15 protein-coding genes are annotated in these 15,054 nt (G+C 59.0%); 8 read left to right on the forward strand and 7 right to left on the reverse strand.

All coding sequences use genetic code 11. The features are described 5' to 3' along the window. Positions 1 to 38 precede the first annotated feature (38 nt). Positions 39 to 284: a glutaredoxin gene (locus DWV32_RS03905; RefSeq protein ID WP_117757264.1), complete on the reverse strand. Its 246-nt coding sequence runs from the start codon at positions 282 to 284 to the stop codon at positions 39 to 41. 52 nt (positions 285 to 336) lie between these two features. Then, positions 337 to 1,164: a TipAS antibiotic-recognition domain-containing protein gene (locus DWV32_RS03910; RefSeq protein ID WP_117757265.1), complete on the reverse strand. Its 828-nt coding sequence runs from the start codon at positions 1,162 to 1,164 to the stop codon at positions 337 to 339. A gap of 140 nt (positions 1,165 to 1,304) precedes the next feature. On the opposite strand from DWV32_RS03910, the gene DWV32_RS03915 reads away from it, so the two are divergent. Together DWV32_RS03915 and DWV32_RS03920 are read left to right on the forward strand one after the other, a co-directional pair. Beyond that, positions 1,305 to 2,042, forward strand: a complete 738-nt coding sequence (locus DWV32_RS03915) for a tRNA (N6-threonylcarbamoyladenosine(37)-N6)-methyltransferase TrmO (RefSeq protein WP_233524950.1) — start codon at positions 1,305 to 1,307, stop codon at positions 2,040 to 2,042. Positions 2,043 to 2,154: 112 nt separating this feature from the next. Continuing rightward, complete coding sequence (locus DWV32_RS03920; protein WP_117757266.1) at positions 2,155 to 3,366, forward strand: MalY/PatB family protein; 1,212 nt, start codon at positions 2,155 to 2,157, stop codon at positions 3,364 to 3,366. Between the two features lie 96 nt (positions 3,367 to 3,462). Here the strand turns inward: DWV32_RS03920 and DWV32_RS03925 are convergent, their stop codons facing one another. Both DWV32_RS03925 and DWV32_RS03930 read right to left on the reverse strand, forming a co-directional pair. Beyond that, on the reverse strand, positions 3,463 to 3,942 hold the full coding sequence (locus DWV32_RS03925; protein WP_117757267.1) for a pyridoxamine 5'-phosphate oxidase family protein: 480 nt from the start codon (positions 3,940 to 3,942) through the stop codon (positions 3,463 to 3,465). A 42-nt stretch (positions 3,943 to 3,984) separates the two neighbouring features. Then, positions 3,985 to 6,789: a transporter substrate-binding domain-containing protein gene (locus tag DWV32_RS03930; protein WP_158566052.1), complete on the reverse strand. Its 2,805-nt coding sequence runs from the start codon at positions 6,787 to 6,789 to the stop codon at positions 3,985 to 3,987. 213 nt (positions 6,790 to 7,002) lie between these two features. Here DWV32_RS03930 and DWV32_RS03935 point away from each other — a divergent pair, with 213 nt between their 5' ends. From DWV32_RS03935 to DWV32_RS03945, 3 genes are all read left to right on the forward strand, one after another. Then, entirely contained in the window at positions 7,003 to 7,428 is a 426-nt protein-coding gene (locus DWV32_RS03935) for a potassium channel family protein (RefSeq protein ID WP_117862347.1), read from the forward strand. Positions 7,429 to 7,464: 36 nt separating this feature from the next. Next, positions 7,465 to 7,998, forward strand: a complete 534-nt coding sequence (locus DWV32_RS03940) for a TIGR00730 family Rossman fold protein (RefSeq protein WP_117757269.1) — start codon at positions 7,465 to 7,467, stop codon at positions 7,996 to 7,998. A gap of 126 nt (positions 7,999 to 8,124) precedes the next feature. Beyond that, positions 8,125 to 9,429 (forward strand): chloride channel protein, encoded by a 1,305-nt coding sequence (locus DWV32_RS03945; RefSeq protein WP_117757270.1) that lies wholly within the window; start codon positions 8,125 to 8,127, stop codon positions 9,427 to 9,429. Positions 9,430 to 9,610: 181 nt separating this feature from the next. Here DWV32_RS03945 and DWV32_RS03950 read toward each other — a convergent pair whose 3' ends face one another. The 3 genes from DWV32_RS03950 to DWV32_RS03960 are packed head-to-tail and all read right to left on the reverse strand — an operon-like array spanning position 9,611 to position 11,591. Next, entirely contained in the window at positions 9,611 to 10,309 is a 699-nt protein-coding gene (locus DWV32_RS03950) for an ABC-2 transporter permease (protein ID WP_117757271.1), read from the reverse strand. Continuing rightward, positions 10,306 to 11,187 (reverse strand): ABC transporter ATP-binding protein, encoded by an 882-nt coding sequence (locus DWV32_RS03955; RefSeq protein WP_117757272.1) that lies wholly within the window; start codon positions 11,185 to 11,187, stop codon positions 10,306 to 10,308. Before DWV32_RS03955 ends, DWV32_RS03950 begins: the two co-directional genes overlap by 4 nt. A 23-nt stretch (positions 11,188 to 11,210) precedes the next feature. Next, complete coding sequence (locus DWV32_RS03960) at positions 11,211 to 11,591, reverse strand: GntR family transcriptional regulator (protein WP_117757273.1); 381 nt, start codon at positions 11,589 to 11,591, stop codon at positions 11,211 to 11,213. A gap of 215 nt (positions 11,592 to 11,806) precedes the next feature. On the opposite strand from DWV32_RS03960, the gene DWV32_RS03965 reads away from it, so the two are divergent. From DWV32_RS03965 to DWV32_RS03975, 3 genes are all read left to right on the forward strand, one after another. Continuing rightward, positions 11,807 to 13,420 carry a peptide chain release factor 3 gene (locus DWV32_RS03965; protein WP_117757274.1) on the forward strand — a complete coding sequence of 538 codons (1,614 nt, stop codon included), beginning with the start codon at positions 11,807 to 11,809 and terminating at the stop codon, positions 13,418 to 13,420. 156 nt (positions 13,421 to 13,576) lie between these two features. Next, positions 13,577 to 14,299 carry a VUT family protein gene (locus DWV32_RS03970; protein WP_233540396.1) on the forward strand — a complete coding sequence of 241 codons (723 nt, stop codon included), beginning with the start codon at positions 13,577 to 13,579 and terminating at the stop codon, positions 14,297 to 14,299. Positions 14,300 to 14,308: 9 nt separating this feature from the next. Then, positions 14,309 to 14,989, forward strand: a complete 681-nt coding sequence (locus tag DWV32_RS03975) for an SDR family NAD(P)-dependent oxidoreductase (protein ID WP_117757275.1) — start codon at positions 14,309 to 14,311, stop codon at positions 14,987 to 14,989. Positions 14,990 to 15,054 lie beyond the last annotated feature (65 nt).

Below are 15,054 nucleotides of genomic sequence, written 5' to 3' on the forward strand. Positions count from 1 at the left end.
CGTATGGGATGGAGCCTTGGACGGACGGGGTGCGCGTGCTAGAGCAGGTTCTTTTGTGCCCACGCGATGATGTCGCTCGATTCGTAGAGCGGCTTTCCGTCAATGAATAAGCAGGGAACCTGGCGTTTTCCGCCGACGGCGATGAGCGTCTGCTCGGCATCGGAGTCGATCGAGATGTTGCGCTCAGGGATGGTCACGCCGTTATCGGCCAAAAAGCGCTTGACCTTTATGCAATACGGGCAGCCAGTCATAACGTAGAGCGCGAGTTCATGATCAGTAGCCATGGTGTCTCCAATCGGTTGCGGTTTTGATTGAAATACCCAAAGCCGCCGCAATCTATGCGCGGGCCAGCGACGACTCGATGGCCTGTACCAGAAACGCCGTAGCTCCGGTGCCGCAGGGCTTGTCGTAGTAGTCAACAAAGCGCTGATCGGCAAGATAGCCGTGGGCGAGGCCCAGGTATGCTTCGTCTTGGGGTTCGTGTCCCCAGTTAAGGCCAATCCATCGACGGTGCATTGCGACAAGCTTGCGCGCCTCGCTTCCATCCGGTTCGCCGTCGCCCATGGCGATCGAGAGCTGGCCCAGAATAGCGCGTTCAAGTTCCTTCATGTCGTTCCATGTCTCGGGGTCCATGTCCAGCAGTGCCTCGTTTGCTGCATCGACGGCCTCGTCGCCATAGCGCGCCCGCGCCTCGGCACCGTAGCGCTCCTCGTTTTCCTGCACGGTGCGCCAGCGCTCCAATTGCGGCAGCACGGCGCCCATGAGCGAGACGGCTTCGTCGAGCGACATACCGGTGTTTTGTGCCAGGCGCGGGGCGCAATCCTCAATCATGGCCTCCATCGTGGTCTCGTAGGTGTACTTGCCGTGGTCGTAGCACCACTTGCAGTAATGGTCGGTCGTTGCGCCGTGAGCATCGGTGCCGCAGTCGTCGGGCGTGAGTATCATGCCGCAGCTCTGGCAATAGTGCTCGGGCATTTCGAGCAGGTGGGACAGCGGTTCTCCGGTTATGGCGGCAATGAGCTTCATCATGTCGATGCCCGGCGTGACTTCGCCGCGTTCCCAACGGCTGACGGCTTGGCGTGTGACGAAGAGCTTGGCGGCGAGTTGCTCTTGGGTGAGATTGTTGTCCCGGCGGATGGCGATGAGCTTTTCTGCAAAGGCCATGACGGCTCCTTTCTGCTGTTTGTTGCTTTAAGCATACGCGGCGGCCGGCACCCTTCCAAGCAACCGTTGGTTGCACGACGGGGACCGCGGCGAAGAATTGCGCGCAACACCCCACGCCTCCATGCCGTACAATGACCGGCATGGAACCTATTGCACACATACATACCGACCTGCCGCAGAAGTTCGGCATCCCACGCAACAGCTTTTTGGCGCCCCATCTGCAGGGACGCATCGTCTTTGAGCCGGAATTTGCCTCCAACGCTGCAGTTGAGGGTCTGGACTCCTTCTCTCACCTATGGCTGCTATGGTGCTTCGAAAACGGAACGCCCGGCGGCACGGCTAAGGACATAGCCGCCGATGCCAAAACGCAGGACAGGTCCGGCACCAACGCAAAATGGTCGAAAACCGTGCGCCCACCGCGTCTGGGTGGAGCCGAACGCGTGGGCGTGTTTGCCACGCGCAGTCCGTTTCGCCCTAATCCCATCGGGCTCACCTGCGTCAAGCTTGATCGTGTCGAGCTCACCGACGATGGTCCCATCATCCATGTGCTGGGGGCCGACCTGCGCGACGGTACGCCCATCTACGACATTAAGCCTTACATTCCGTTTGCGGACTGTCACCCGGATGCGACGGGCGGCTGGATTGAGGACGCGCCATGGCAAGAGCTCGATGTCGAGCTCCCGCAAGCGCTGCGGGACATGGTCCCGGACACAAAGCTCCCCGGCTTGATCGAGGTGCTCCGCCAAGATCCGCGCCGTGCGGGCAGCAAACACGAGCCAAACCGCGTTTACCATTTGGCTTACGCTGGGCTTGACATATCGTTTACGGTCGACGGAACCAGGTTGACGATAACCGCCATCAACGACGCGCGAGACTAACCAGCCATTCGTCCGCACCCGTCAAATTAAGCGCCAAACTCCGCTCCAAAACCGCCCACGCTGGTGGACAATAACGCCTACCGAAACAATCCGCTTTGCACGGGAGCTCAGCATGAAATACGACTTTACCTCGCTTATCGACCGCCACGGTATGGACGCCATCGCCGTTGACTCCTGGGGAGAAATTCCCGACATGGCTCCGAACGCACCCGACGAGGGCTTCGACCGCATCCCCATGTGGGTGGCGGATATGAATTTTGCCACGGTGCCCACGGTTCAGGAACACATCATTCAGCGCGCCCAGCATCCCATGTTTGGCTATTTCAATCCGCGTGACGAGTACTTCGACCGCATCATCGAATGGCAGAGCCGCCGCAATGGCGTTAAGAGCCTGCTTCCTGAACATATCGGTTACGAAAACGGCGTGCTGGGCGGTGTTGTGTCGACGCTGCGCGCGTATGTCCAGCCGGGCGATGCGGTGCTGGTCCACAGCCCCACCTACATCGGCTTTACCAAGTCTATCGAAGCCGCGGGCTATCGCATTGTCCACAGCCCGCTTAAGCTCGACGACCAAGGCGTGTGGCGTATGGACTTTGAGGACATGGAGCGCAAGCTCGCCCAAAACCACATCCATGCCGCGGTGTTCTGCTCGCCGCACAATCCCTGCGGGCGCGTATGGGAGCGCGACGAGATCGAGCGCGCCATGGACATCTATCGCCAGCATGATTGCGTGGTGATCTCGGATGAGATTTGGTCCGATATCATCCTGCCGGGTCACAAGCATATCCCGACGCAGTCGGTGAGCGAGGATGCCCGCATGCGCACGGTTGCCCTTTATGCGCCCAGCAAGACGTTTAACCTGGCGGGCCTGGTCGGCAGCTACCACATCGTCTATAACGAGACGCTGCGCGACCGCGTGTGCGCCGTGTCCGACAAGACTCACTACAACGAGATGAACGTCCTCTCCATGCATGCGCTTATCGGTGCCTATCAGCCTCAGGGCTATGAGTGGGTGGACGAGCTCAACCAGGTGCTTGCCGGTAATATCGAGTGCTTCTGCGATTACGTTGACGAGCATTTTGCGGGCGTGTCCTATTCGCGTCCGCAAGGCACGTACATGGTGTTTCTGGACTGCACCGAATGGTGCCGCGAGCATGGCCGCGATATTCAGTGGCTGCTCGACGAGGGGGCGCGCGTGGGCGTGGGGTATCAGGACGGCCGCCCGTTCCACGGGCCCTGCCACATTCGCGTGAATCTGGCGCTGCCGCTTTCGCGCGTAAGGGAGGCGTGCGACCGCCTGGACCGCTACGTTTTTGGGGTATAGGGGGCGCTCGATTCGAGTGCTGCCCCATGCGCCCACGCCGTCAAAATGCGTGGGCGCATGGGGCGCAGAGGGTAGCGAGCGCGTTTTCCGCATTCGCTACTTTTCCTGAATCTGCTTGCCGCAAAGATGTTCAATCGAAATCTCGTAGAGTTGGACGCCCTTTATGTCTTTGGCGATCTCCTTCTCGACTTCTTCGGCAGAAGGGTAGTACTTAAGCGCGAGCTGGCGGACTTTGTCCTCGATAAACGCGGGGGCCTCATCTACCAGACGGCAACGGCCAAAGACCACGGTACTCATAACGTAGGGAGCCCAGTCATCGTCCTTGTACCACTCGTTGCCGTAAACGGTAAAGCAGACTTTGTCATCACGCCTGAGTGAATCGACCTTGTGGCCAGCCTTGGCGCCATGGAAATAAATCTTGTCGTGCTCGGTGTCAAAGAAGTAGTTGACGGGAATGGCATACGGGTAGCCATCGTCGCCGTTGACGGCAAAGACGCCGCGCTTGCAGATAGCGAGCAACTCGCGCGCTTCCTCGTCAGTGATGGCGCGTTTCTTTCGGCGTAAGGGCCTAAACATCGTTGGCTTCCTTTCTAACTGTGCATGGTGGGTGGGCACAAACTATAGCGAAACAGTTCCGTTTTTCTTGATGCGGGCGAGGATGTTTTTGAGCTTGTTAAAGTCGAGCGGTTTGGGCAGATGGGCGTTCATGCCGGCATCGTGTGCCGCCTTGGCGTCCTCGGCAAAGGCATTGGCGGTGAGCGCGATGATGGGGATGTCGGCTGCATCGGCCTTCTCGCTCAGACGAATCGCGCGAGTTGCCTCGTAGCCATCCATACCCGGCATCATGATGTCCATCAGGATCGCATCGAAGCTGCCGGCGGGACGACTAGTGTATAGTTCGACCGCTTCTTTGCCGTCGGCGGCGCGAGTTACGACGATGCCTTCGCTTTTGAGCAGGGCCTGGGCAATTTCGGCATTGAGCTCGTTGTCTTCGGCCAAAAGAACGTTCATGCCGGCAAGCGAGCAGCTGATCGCCTGCTCGTCCGCACCTTCTCTTGCCTGAGGGTTCTTGTCGATATCGAGCGGAATCTGGACGTTGAACGTACTTCCCACGCCGACCTCGCTCGAAATCTCAATCGTGCCGCCCATCATGTCTATGAGCGATTTGACGATCGGCATGCCCATGCCAGTTCCCTGAAATTTACTGCGGGCATCGTTGCCCTCTTGGGCAAACGGTTCGTAGATGTGCTTAAGAAACTCGGGCGACATGCCGATGCCGGTGTCCGAGACGCTAAAGCAAAAGAGCACCTGGCTATCATCGATCGGTTTAATCTGCGATGCAAAAGCGACAGTCCCGCCATCTTTGTTGTACTTGATGCTGTTGTCGAGCAGGTTGATGATAATCTGACGTACATGAGTGGGGCTTCCCATTACATGTGGATTGCAGAGGGGATGTGCTCTTTGATCCTGCATCGTAATATTGCGATCGGAAGCGCGGAGCTTGCACAGAACAATTGCATCGTTGCAGAGATCTTCGAGGTTAAATGAGACATGCTCAAGCGTTAGCTTACCATTTTCAATCCTGCCCATTTCTAGAATGTCGTTGATGAGTGAGAGCAGATGGTTGGCGGCGATTCGCGCCTTAGCTCGGTTTTTACGGGCGGCATCGACATCGTCTTCGTGCAATTCTTCAATTTCGATGAGCCCCAGAATGCCGTTGAGCGGCGTGCGGATGTCATGGCTCATGCGGGCGAGAAAGGCCGTTTTGGCCGCATTGGCGGCGAGTGCCTTGTTTTGCTCTACTCTGGCTCGCTGCAGGGCCCAGGTTAGAACCGCTACCCCAGTCAACAGTACACCGACGATGATGACGACAATCGAGCTACGATGACGATATATAAACCTGAACGCGTCTGATTCCTGTGCGCTATACGACGTAGAGGAATAATTGCTCGCAGAAAGCGATTCTCCGGCGTTGATGATGCCCTTGTTGACGATACTCAATAATTCGGGATTTCCGCGTCGCATAAGGCAAGAAAGTTCGGCCGTGCGTGAGAGTTCCTGTATCTCGTAGTCTCTGATATCGTAGCTATCTCGGATGGTTTCCAGCCGTGCGTTGGGAACAACGATGCAGCTTGATCTTCCGTCCTTAAGGGCAGAAAGCATGTCGTCTGCAGACGGATACTCGGTTACATTTGCATTTGGAAACATAGTTTTTAATTCGCTGCGGTTGACGATGGAAAACCCTGTGCAACAGATATTACGGAGATCCTTGTTGAGATCGCTGGTGGCGTGGATGGCGGTAAGAGAGATCGTTCCCATCGAAATCGATTGAACGGTCCCCATTTGCTCGGCAAGCCAGTAGTCGCGAAATGCCGGTAGGGCGATGTCGATATTTCCCTTTGAGAGCGCTTCCATCATTTGCTGGTTGCTTGAAAAAGCGAGCGTGTGTACGGTAATGCCAAATTTGTCGTGGAGCGTCGTAACGAGTGAGACGAGTGACCCTTCCATTTCTCCGTTTGCATCTTGGTTGCAGAAGGGGAGATTGTTGTTGAGATAACCAAGTGTAAGCGTGTTGTTATTGGCCTTGAGCCACGACCGTTCGGAGTTGGTAAGTGATGCGGATCCGCTATTTTGCGCCGAGTAGTTGGATTTGACTTCGTCGTTGTAGCGCGGGTTGGTGCGGTTGATTGCCGCCATGGCCGAGTTGATGTCGTTCATCAGATCGGGGCGGCTTTTGGGAACGGCAAAATAGTAGTCGCTCGAGCCTACGTAGAACATGGGCGACGCATCGGGCGACGAAATGGTGTCGTTCATGATGACGGCGTCGACCTCGCCGTCTGAAAGTGCCTCAAAGAGGGCGCCGCCGGTGTCGATTTCTTTATAGGTACAGGTGACACCTTCGTTGGCGAGCCACTGCTGGCCGACGAAGGTTTGCATAACGCCAGAGTTGCAGCCGATGGTGAGGCCTTGGAGTGCCTGGGGGTCACCCTTGGCCAGATCGTCGCGATCGGGCTTGGCGTAGATGTAGTAGCGCTCGGTGCCCTCGGGGTTTGAGGAAAAGAGTAACTTTTGCTCGCGTTCTACTGAATGCGAGATGTTGGGCATGAGGTCGATTTCGCCCTTCTCGAGCATGTCCATGAGCTCGGTGAAGGTGCCGGACACGTATTCGTACTGCCAGCCAGGGGTGTAGTACGAGAGGGTCTGGAGGTACTCGTAGCCCCATCCCGAGAGGCGCTCGCCCGGTGTGCCTTCCTGGAACCCCTCGTTGTTGACAAGCCAGCCGACGCGGACCGTCTTGACCTGCTGGTCGGAGTCGGCGGCAAAGGCCGGGGTGGGCATGACGGCGCTCAGTAGTGTGAGCGCAGCAAGCGCGACGGCTAGGGTGCGATATAGAGCTAAGCGAAGGACGGCGGAAGGTTTCACAGACAATCCTATCGAGTTGAGACAGTTTCGCATAAGGATACCAGCTCAGCCTGCCCATTCAGCCGCCGCACCGCTAAACGGTTAGGTAGTCATTGGGGACGTTCTTAACTGACTAGTCGTTTAAGAACGTCCCCAATGACTAGTTCCGTTTGCGGGGGAGGCGTGGGACAATACCGAGCGAATGTGATTGGGCGTCTGGGAAAAGGGGTCGCGATGAACAAGTTGAGGACGCTTGCCGACGTGTTGCGCCAGGCTGGCTTTGCGCGCATCACCGGCCTGTTCCTTATCTTCTACCTGCTGTGCTCGACGGCCGTCTGGCTGTCCGACCCTGCGACCCTTACGTTTGGCGATGGCCTCTGGTTTAGCTTTGAGACCGTATCGACGATCGGCTTTGGCGATATCCCGGCCGAAACGCCGGTTGCCCGCGCTATCACCGTCGTTTTGAGCGTCATCAGCATCTTCTACATCGCCATGCTCACGGGCGTGGCGGTGAACTACTGCAATACGCTCATCAAGATGCGCCAAAAGGACACCATGGCGCGCTTTATGGACGATCTTGAGCATCTGGAAGAGCTCGATCGCGATGAGCTCGCCGACCTGTCGCGCCGCGTGCGCGAATATCGCCGACGCCAACGCTAGGGCGGGCGCCGCGCGTCACGATGAGGGGGACTGAATATGAATATCACCGTGTATCTGGGCGCCAGCGTCGGTAATGACCCGGCGTTTCTGCCCGCGGTGCAGGAGCTGGGCAACTGGATTGGCGCCAACGGACATGCGCTGGTGTACGGCGGCTCCAAGTCAGGCCTGATGGGTGCGCTCGCCGATAGCGTGCTCGATGCCGGCGGGCACGTGACGGGTGTGGAGCCGAGCTTTTTTATCGAGGCTGAGTTTCAGCACGACGGAATCGACAACCTCATCGTGACGAGCGACATGGCCGAGCGTAAGGCAAAGATGATCGAACTCGGTGATGCGTTCATTGCCTTTCCCGGTGGGACGGGCACGCTCGAGGAGATTGCCGAGGTCATGTCGGCCGTGTCGTTGGGACATCTGAGCGCGCCGTGCATCCTGTACAACTTGGACGGTTACTACAACGACCTTAGGTCGTTGCTCGAGCACATGATCGATAAAGGCCTATCGAGCTCGCAGCGTCAGGCCGGCATCTACTTTGCCGACGACCTGCACCAAATTGTATCGATTATCGACAACTAGGCCTTGGGGTCATCGCGTGTGCGGCGCCCAACGGTGCCGTTTGAGGCGTGGATGGTCGGCACGTCCGCGCTGTGCCCGTCTTACAATAAAAGTTATCTTTGTCGCTTTTGACCACGGGAGGACCCGATGGGTAACCTTTCCAAACCCAAAAACCGTGCGCTGTTTTTAGTTAGCGTAGCCGTGACCGGTGCGTTTGCAGGCGCCGCGGTCTGGCTGTTCTTTTTTGCGATGGAGCACGGTATCGACTATCTATGGACCGAGATCCCGCATATGCTGGGCGTCGCTTCGCCCGAGCTCGTAAGCGGCCCGTTTGGCTTTCTGCCGTACCCGTTTTTCGTCTGCCTCCTGGGCGGCCTGCTGATCGGTCTGTACGAAAAGCTTACGGGCACCAAGACCGATGACCTCAACCAGGTGATGGCTAAGGTTAAGCAAGACGGGTGCTACCCGTACGACAACCTTGGCAAGCTTTCGCTCGCGGCATTGCTGCCGCTGCTGTTTGGTGGAAGTATTGGACCGGAGGCCGGCCTGACCGGCGTTATCGCGGGCCTGTGCAGCTGGGTCGGCGACCGCATGCGTCGCTTTGGCGCCGAGTTTAGGCAGCTCACGCTGCTGGGTACTCAGGCTGCCCTGACGGCGCTCTTCACCGCGCCCGTGTTTGGCTTTGTGGCGCCGCTCGCCGGCAGCGCCGACGGCCAGGACGCCAACGGCGACGAGGGCTCCGAATCCGACGAGATCACCATCAAGCTGCCCAAGGCGCAAAAGACCGTGGTCTACGGCATTGCGATTGCCGGCGGTCTGGGTACCTACCTGCTGCTTGGCCAGCTTGTGGGCGGCGGCATGGGCATGCCGAGGTTCGAGGCCGCCCAGGTGGGTAACCTTGAGCTTGCCTGGCTTATCCCCCTGTCGCTCGTCGGCACGGTCTGCGGCTGGCTGTACTTTGTCTCGGAGCACGCGAGCGAGGCTCTGGCGCACGCGATGGGGGAGCGCCCCGTCGCCAAGGCCATACTGGCCGGTCTGGTACTTGCCGCCTGCGGTACGGCTCTGCCCTTCACCATGTTTGCCGGCGAGACGCAGGCCGACGTGCTTATGGAAACCTATCTGACCATCCCCGCCGGCGTGCTTATTGCAACCGGTCTGGTCAAGGCCATGCTGACGCCCGCCCTCATCAACCTGGGCTGGCGCGGCGGTCACTTCTTCCCCGTCATCTTTTCGGGCGTGAGCCTGGGCTACGGCTTCGCTATCCTTACCGGCGCCGATCCGGTCTTTTGCGTCGCCGTCTGCACCGCCTCGACGATGGGCGCCGTTATGCGTCAGCCCGTCATGGTCGTGGGCCTGCTGCTTATGTGCTTCCCGCTCAAGGGTATCGTCTGCATGATAATCGCCGCCGTCATTGCGGCAGGCATTCCGCTGCCCAAGCCGCTGTGCAAGTAGCACGGTGGCGCACGGTCAATACGGGTATCTCGAGTCCGGTGTGAGGGTTTTCAAGTTGAGCTTGTGCTCCTGACGGATCGTTATTTCCAAAATGCTGCTGTAACCCACGACACGGGTTGAGCGCCTTCCCAAAACAGACCGCGCCAGACCTACGGTGCATGCCCGATGATGCCGCGCTTGCCTACAGGTCGCGCGTTCGATAGACCTTGGTGCTGATAGCGCAGCTCAGTCCAAATAGTACGAGGGCCAGTGCGGCAATTCCTGCGCATAGGCAGCCGAGGACGGCGGGATCGGGATTTGCCCCGGCAATCGACATGAGCCAGTTGCTGATGGGGTTGGAGGAGCTCAGCGTGGCCATGGCAAGGCATCCGAGCAGGGCAAACAGACCAACGGACAGGCGCAGCGCCTCCATGTGTCCAAAACGAAAGAACAGCGGCTGCGCCAAAAACACCATCATGAGGGAGATGAGCATCGAGGCTGCCGAGGCGGCTGCGATCTCAAAGACGGCCTGTCCCGTCGGAGGGATGCCTGCATTATTGAAGAGTGGGATGGTGACGATGTTCAACAGTGCAGCCGCACATGCCATGATGGCCGAGAAAGCAACGATACACAGGTAGCGTGCGCAGATGATGTCTTTGCGCGAGAAGGGCAGCGTTGCCCGATAACGCTCCCAACCGTTTTGATTGTCGAAGCCGGCCAGCGAGCTCATGACCATGATGGGTGACATGGCACTGACCGCGCAGGCGCCGGCGCTCATGCCGGAATCGCCATCCGACGCGTTGGCGAGCGTCAGCACGACGAAGATGAACAAGCCGACGCCCGCAATGCTCGGGACAAGCGTGCGAACGATGGCGAGCTCGGACATAAAGGCGCGTTTCATTTCGAAGCCCCTTTCAGCATGAGGCGAAGATAATCATCAATGGTTGCCCGGTCGCAGGGAATCTCGGGGAAAGCCTCGAGCGTATCGCGACGGTTGGGCACGAGCACGTCCACGCTATAGGCGTGGCGGGCGGCACGGGCGCCTTCGACGCAAGCCATGAGCTCTGCGGCCTGTGCTTGCGTGCAGTGGGCGATGCCGGCGCGGTCGGTAATGTCCTCGCGTGGTAGGTCAAATACAATCGAGCCATTATCGATGCAGATGACGCGGTCGGCGGTACGATCGAGGTCGGACGTAATGTGGCTCGAGAGCAGCACGCTGCGCTGGCCGTCGGAAACAAAGGCGAGCAGCTCATCGAGTAGTTCCTCGCGCGCCATGGGATCGAGGCCCGCGGTGGCTTCGTCCAAAACGAGCAGCTTGGCATTGTGGCTGAGCGCACAGGCGAGCTGCAGCTTCATGCCCATGCCGCGGGAGAGGTCTTTGACCTTGGTTTTGGGATCAAGGCCAAATCGGTCGATAAATCTGGCGAATGTTTCGCGACTCCATGTGGGGTACGCCGGGCCTACGAGCGTCTCGATCTGGCCCACCTTGAGCGTGGAGGGGAAAGGGCACGTGTCCAGGACAAGACCGACGCGGGAGCGCAGGTGGCGCTGTGCCTCGCCGGGCGCATTGGCATCGCAGCGCTGGCCAAGCAGCTGCACCTCGCCGGCATCGAGCTTTATGAGCCCGAGCGCGGCGCGAATGGTCGTTGTCTTGCCGGCGCCGTTTGCGCCCACAAAGCCGACAATCTGGCCGGGCTCCACGGTGAGTGTGACATCGCGTAGCGAAAAGCGGTCGCTTACGCGGCGTGAAACGCCTTTGAGTTCTAGCAAGTTTTGCATGGTATAGCCTTTCTTGCAGATGGCTACTGCATGGTTTCGGGAGCTACAAGGTCGAGCATCTCGTGCAATTTGTCGCGCGTGACGCCCAGGGTTTCGGCCTGCGTAGCGGCCTGCGCAAGCAACTCTTCGATATGGCAGAGCTGGTTTTCGCGCAAGAGTTCCTGGTTGCCCTCGGCGACAAAGCAGCCCTTGCCCTGCACGGTGCAGATAAAGCCGAGTTGCTCCAGGTCGGCGTAGGCGCGCTTGGTGGTGATGACGCTCACGCCGAGGTCGCTCGCGAGCGTACGGATGCTGGGTAGTTTGGCTCCCGCAGCGAGTGCGCCCGAAAGGATCTGCGCTTTGACCTGCGAGGAGATCTGCTCATAGATGGGCTTGTCGCTCGAATTGGATAGGATAATGTCCACAGCGGCTCCTTAGCTGTTGGGCTACACGTGTATATAACCGGTAAGCACAGTATATATACACTATGTACAGTTACGCAAGAGACAAATTCGGATTGGGCCGGCTACCCAGGCCCCAACTGATGAATTTGTCCTGATAGGTGCCCTATGGCGGGATTTGGCGGCTACAATAATGCGGTTACAACGACGTAATGCACTCAATGCAAGAAAGGATCCGCATGGCAAGCCTGTCGGATGAAATCTCGTCGCGCCGCACATTCGCGATCATCAGCCACCCGGACGCCGGTAAGACCACGCTTACCGAGAAGCTGCTGCTCTATACCGGCAGCATCCAGACTGCCGGCTCGGTTAAGGGCAAGAGCTCGGCCAAGCATGCCGTCTCGGACTGGATGGACATCGAGAAGGAGCGCGGTATCTCCGTCACCTCTTCGGTGCTGCAATTCACCTATAACGGCGCCTGCGTCAACATCCTCGATACCCCCGGCCACCAGGACTTCTCGGAGGATACCTACCGTACCCTTATGGCTGCCGACGCCGCGGTCATGGTCATTGACGGCGCTAAGGGCGTCGAGGCCCAGACCAAAAAGCTCTTTAAGGTCTGTACGCTGCGCCATATTCCCATCTTTACCTTTGTGAACAAGCTCGACCACGAGGCTCGCGATCCGTTTGAGCTCATGGAAGAGATCGAGAATGTTCTGGGGATCAATACGTATCCCATGAACTGGCCGATTGGCAGCGGTCGCAATTTCCGCGGCGTGTTCGACCGCCAGACCCGTCGCGTTATCGCCTTTGAGGGCGACGGCCACGCCAATGCCACCAAGAAGGTCGCCGAGGTCGAGGCTGAGCTGGGCGATCCCGCCATGGACGAGCTTATTGGCGAAGAGAACCATAAGAACCTGATGGACGACATCGAGCTGCTCGATGGTGCCGGCGACGAACTCGACTTGGATGCCGTGGCCTGCGGCAAGCTGAGCCCGGCGTTCTTTGGCTCGGCGCTTACCAACTTTGGCGTGGAGCCTTTCCTGAAGGAGTTCCTGCGTCTGGCCCCGACACCGCGCGCCTATACCGATACGCTCACCAGCGAGCCGATCGATCCCTGCCGTGACGACTTTAGCGGCTTTGTGTTTAAGATCCAGGCCAACATGGACAAGAACCACCGCGACCGCATCGCCTTTGTGCGCATTTGCTCGGGCAAGTTCGAGCGCGGCATGGACGCCTTCCACGTGCAGGGCAACCGCAAGCTCAAGCTGGCGACGGGCACCTCGATGATGGCCGACGACCGCGCCATCGTGGACGAGGCGTACGCGGGCGATATCGTGGGCCTGTTCGATCCGGGTATCTTTAGCATCGGCGACACCGTGTGCTCCGGCAAGCGCCACGTGCAGTATCCGCAGATCCCGACGTTTGCCCCCGAGATGTTCGCTCGCATTACGCAGGTCGACACGCTCAAGCGCAAGCAGTTTGTGAAGGGCATGGAGGAGCTTGCCCAGGAGGGTGCCATCCAGATCTTCCGCGAGCTGGGTGCCGGCATGGAGAGCGTCATCGTGGGCGTGGTCGGCGTGCTGCAGTTTGAGGTACTCGAGCGCCGCCTCAAGGCCGAGTACCGTGTTGAGGTCCGTCGCCAGCCGCTGCCCTATACGGACATCCGCTGGATCCAAAACGACCCCGACACCATCGACATCCCGGGCCTTTCGCTCACGCGCGATACCCTGCGCGTCGAGGACATGCGCGGCGGTAAGCTGCTGCTGTTCACGAGCCCGTGGAACGTGGACTGGGCAACCGACCACAACCCCGACCTTGTCCTGTCGGAGTTTGGCAACGTAACGTTTTAGTGCGCCGGCGCGGTGGTCCTGCGGGGCTGCCGCGCCGTTTGCTTGCCTGCCGCCGCGTGAGCGGCTATCATACCCACCGTCGCCTCAAGACCGTGGCGGCCGAGCAGTTCGGGTCCGATATCCTGCTCGTTAAACCTAAAACCAAAGGAGTACATAATGATCAAGAAGGTCATGGAGGACTACAAGGTCCTGTTGCGGAGCATTCCCGCGGCAACGGTTTCGCTGTTTTTCGTGAGCGTCATCATGATGAACCTGCTGGCCAACAAAGAGCTCATCAGCCTGCCGTATCTGGCACTCGATTGCGGCTTTGTGGTGAGCTGGGTTTCGTTTTTGTGCCAGGACATGATCTGCAAGCGCTTTGGCGCCAAGGCATCCATCAAAATCTCTATCCTCGCGCTGCTGGTCAACCTGGCTGTGAGCCTGTGCTTTTGGGCATGCTCGCTCACGCCCGGCATGTGGGGCGCCTACTATGACACGGGCATGATCGAGGTCAACACCGCCCTTAACGCCACCATCGGCGGCACCTGGTACGTGGTGTTTGGATCTTCGCTCGCCATGCTCGTTTCTGCCGTGGTGAACTCCACGCTCAACCAGTCGCTCGGCCGTATGCTCAAAAAGAATAACTTTGCGAGCTTTGCCTTCCGTTCCTATGTGTCCACGGGTGTTGGCCAGTTTATCGACAACCTGGTCTTTGCCATTGTGGTGAGCCACACGTTCTTTGGCTGGACCTGGGTGCAGGTCCTTATGTGCTCGCTGACCGGCGCTGTTGCCGAGCTGCTGTGTGAGGTCTTCCTGAGCCCCGTGGGCTACAAGGTTGTGCGTGGCTGGGAGCGCGAGAATGTGGGCGCCGAGTACCTCGAGCGTCACGCAACCGCCTAAGGAGCAAGTATGCGGGTTTTGATCACGGGTGCCTCGGGCGGTATCGGAGCCGCGTGCGTGCAGCGTTTTTTGGACGAGGGCCACGAGGTCGTGGGCTTTGATCTGCTGCCGGCGGCGATCGAACACGAGCGCTACCGCCATCTGATCGTTGATGTCCGCGAGCCGGACTCGTTTCCAGGCGAGCTTGAACCCCAGGTGATCGTGAACGTTGCCGGCACGCAGGATTCGGCCGACGATATTGCCGCCAACCTGTGCGGCACCATCAACGTGACCGAGCGCTATGCCTTTGTGGGGGAGGGGCTTGCCGCCAAGCCGGCGCCGGCCATTACATCCGTGGTCAATGTGGGGTCGGCGAGCGGGCATACGGGATCGGAGTTTCCCGCCTATGCCGCCAGCAAGGGCGGCGTTATCGCCTACACCAAGAACCTTGCAAACCGCCTGGCGCCGCAGGCCATCGCCAACAGCGTGGACCCGGGCGGCGTTATCACGCCGCTCAACCGTTGCGTGATGGAAGACGAACACCTGTGGAACCAGATTATGGAGCTCACGCCGCTTAAACGCTGGGCCACCGCCCAAGAGATCGCCGAGTGGATCTACTTTGTGGGCGTGACCAACCGGTTTATGACCGGGCAGAGCCTGCTGATCGATGGCGGAGAGGCCGGCCGCACCCAGTTTATCTGGCCTGAATAACAAAACGCGCCCGATGGCAAGGTTGCCTCGGGCGCGTTTTGCATCAATAATTGCTAACTTTAGCT

This window comes from Collinsella sp. AF04-24 (assembly GCF_003465685.1).
Lineage (GTDB): Bacteria > Actinomycetota > Coriobacteriia > Coriobacteriales > Coriobacteriaceae > Collinsella > Collinsella aerofaciens_AP.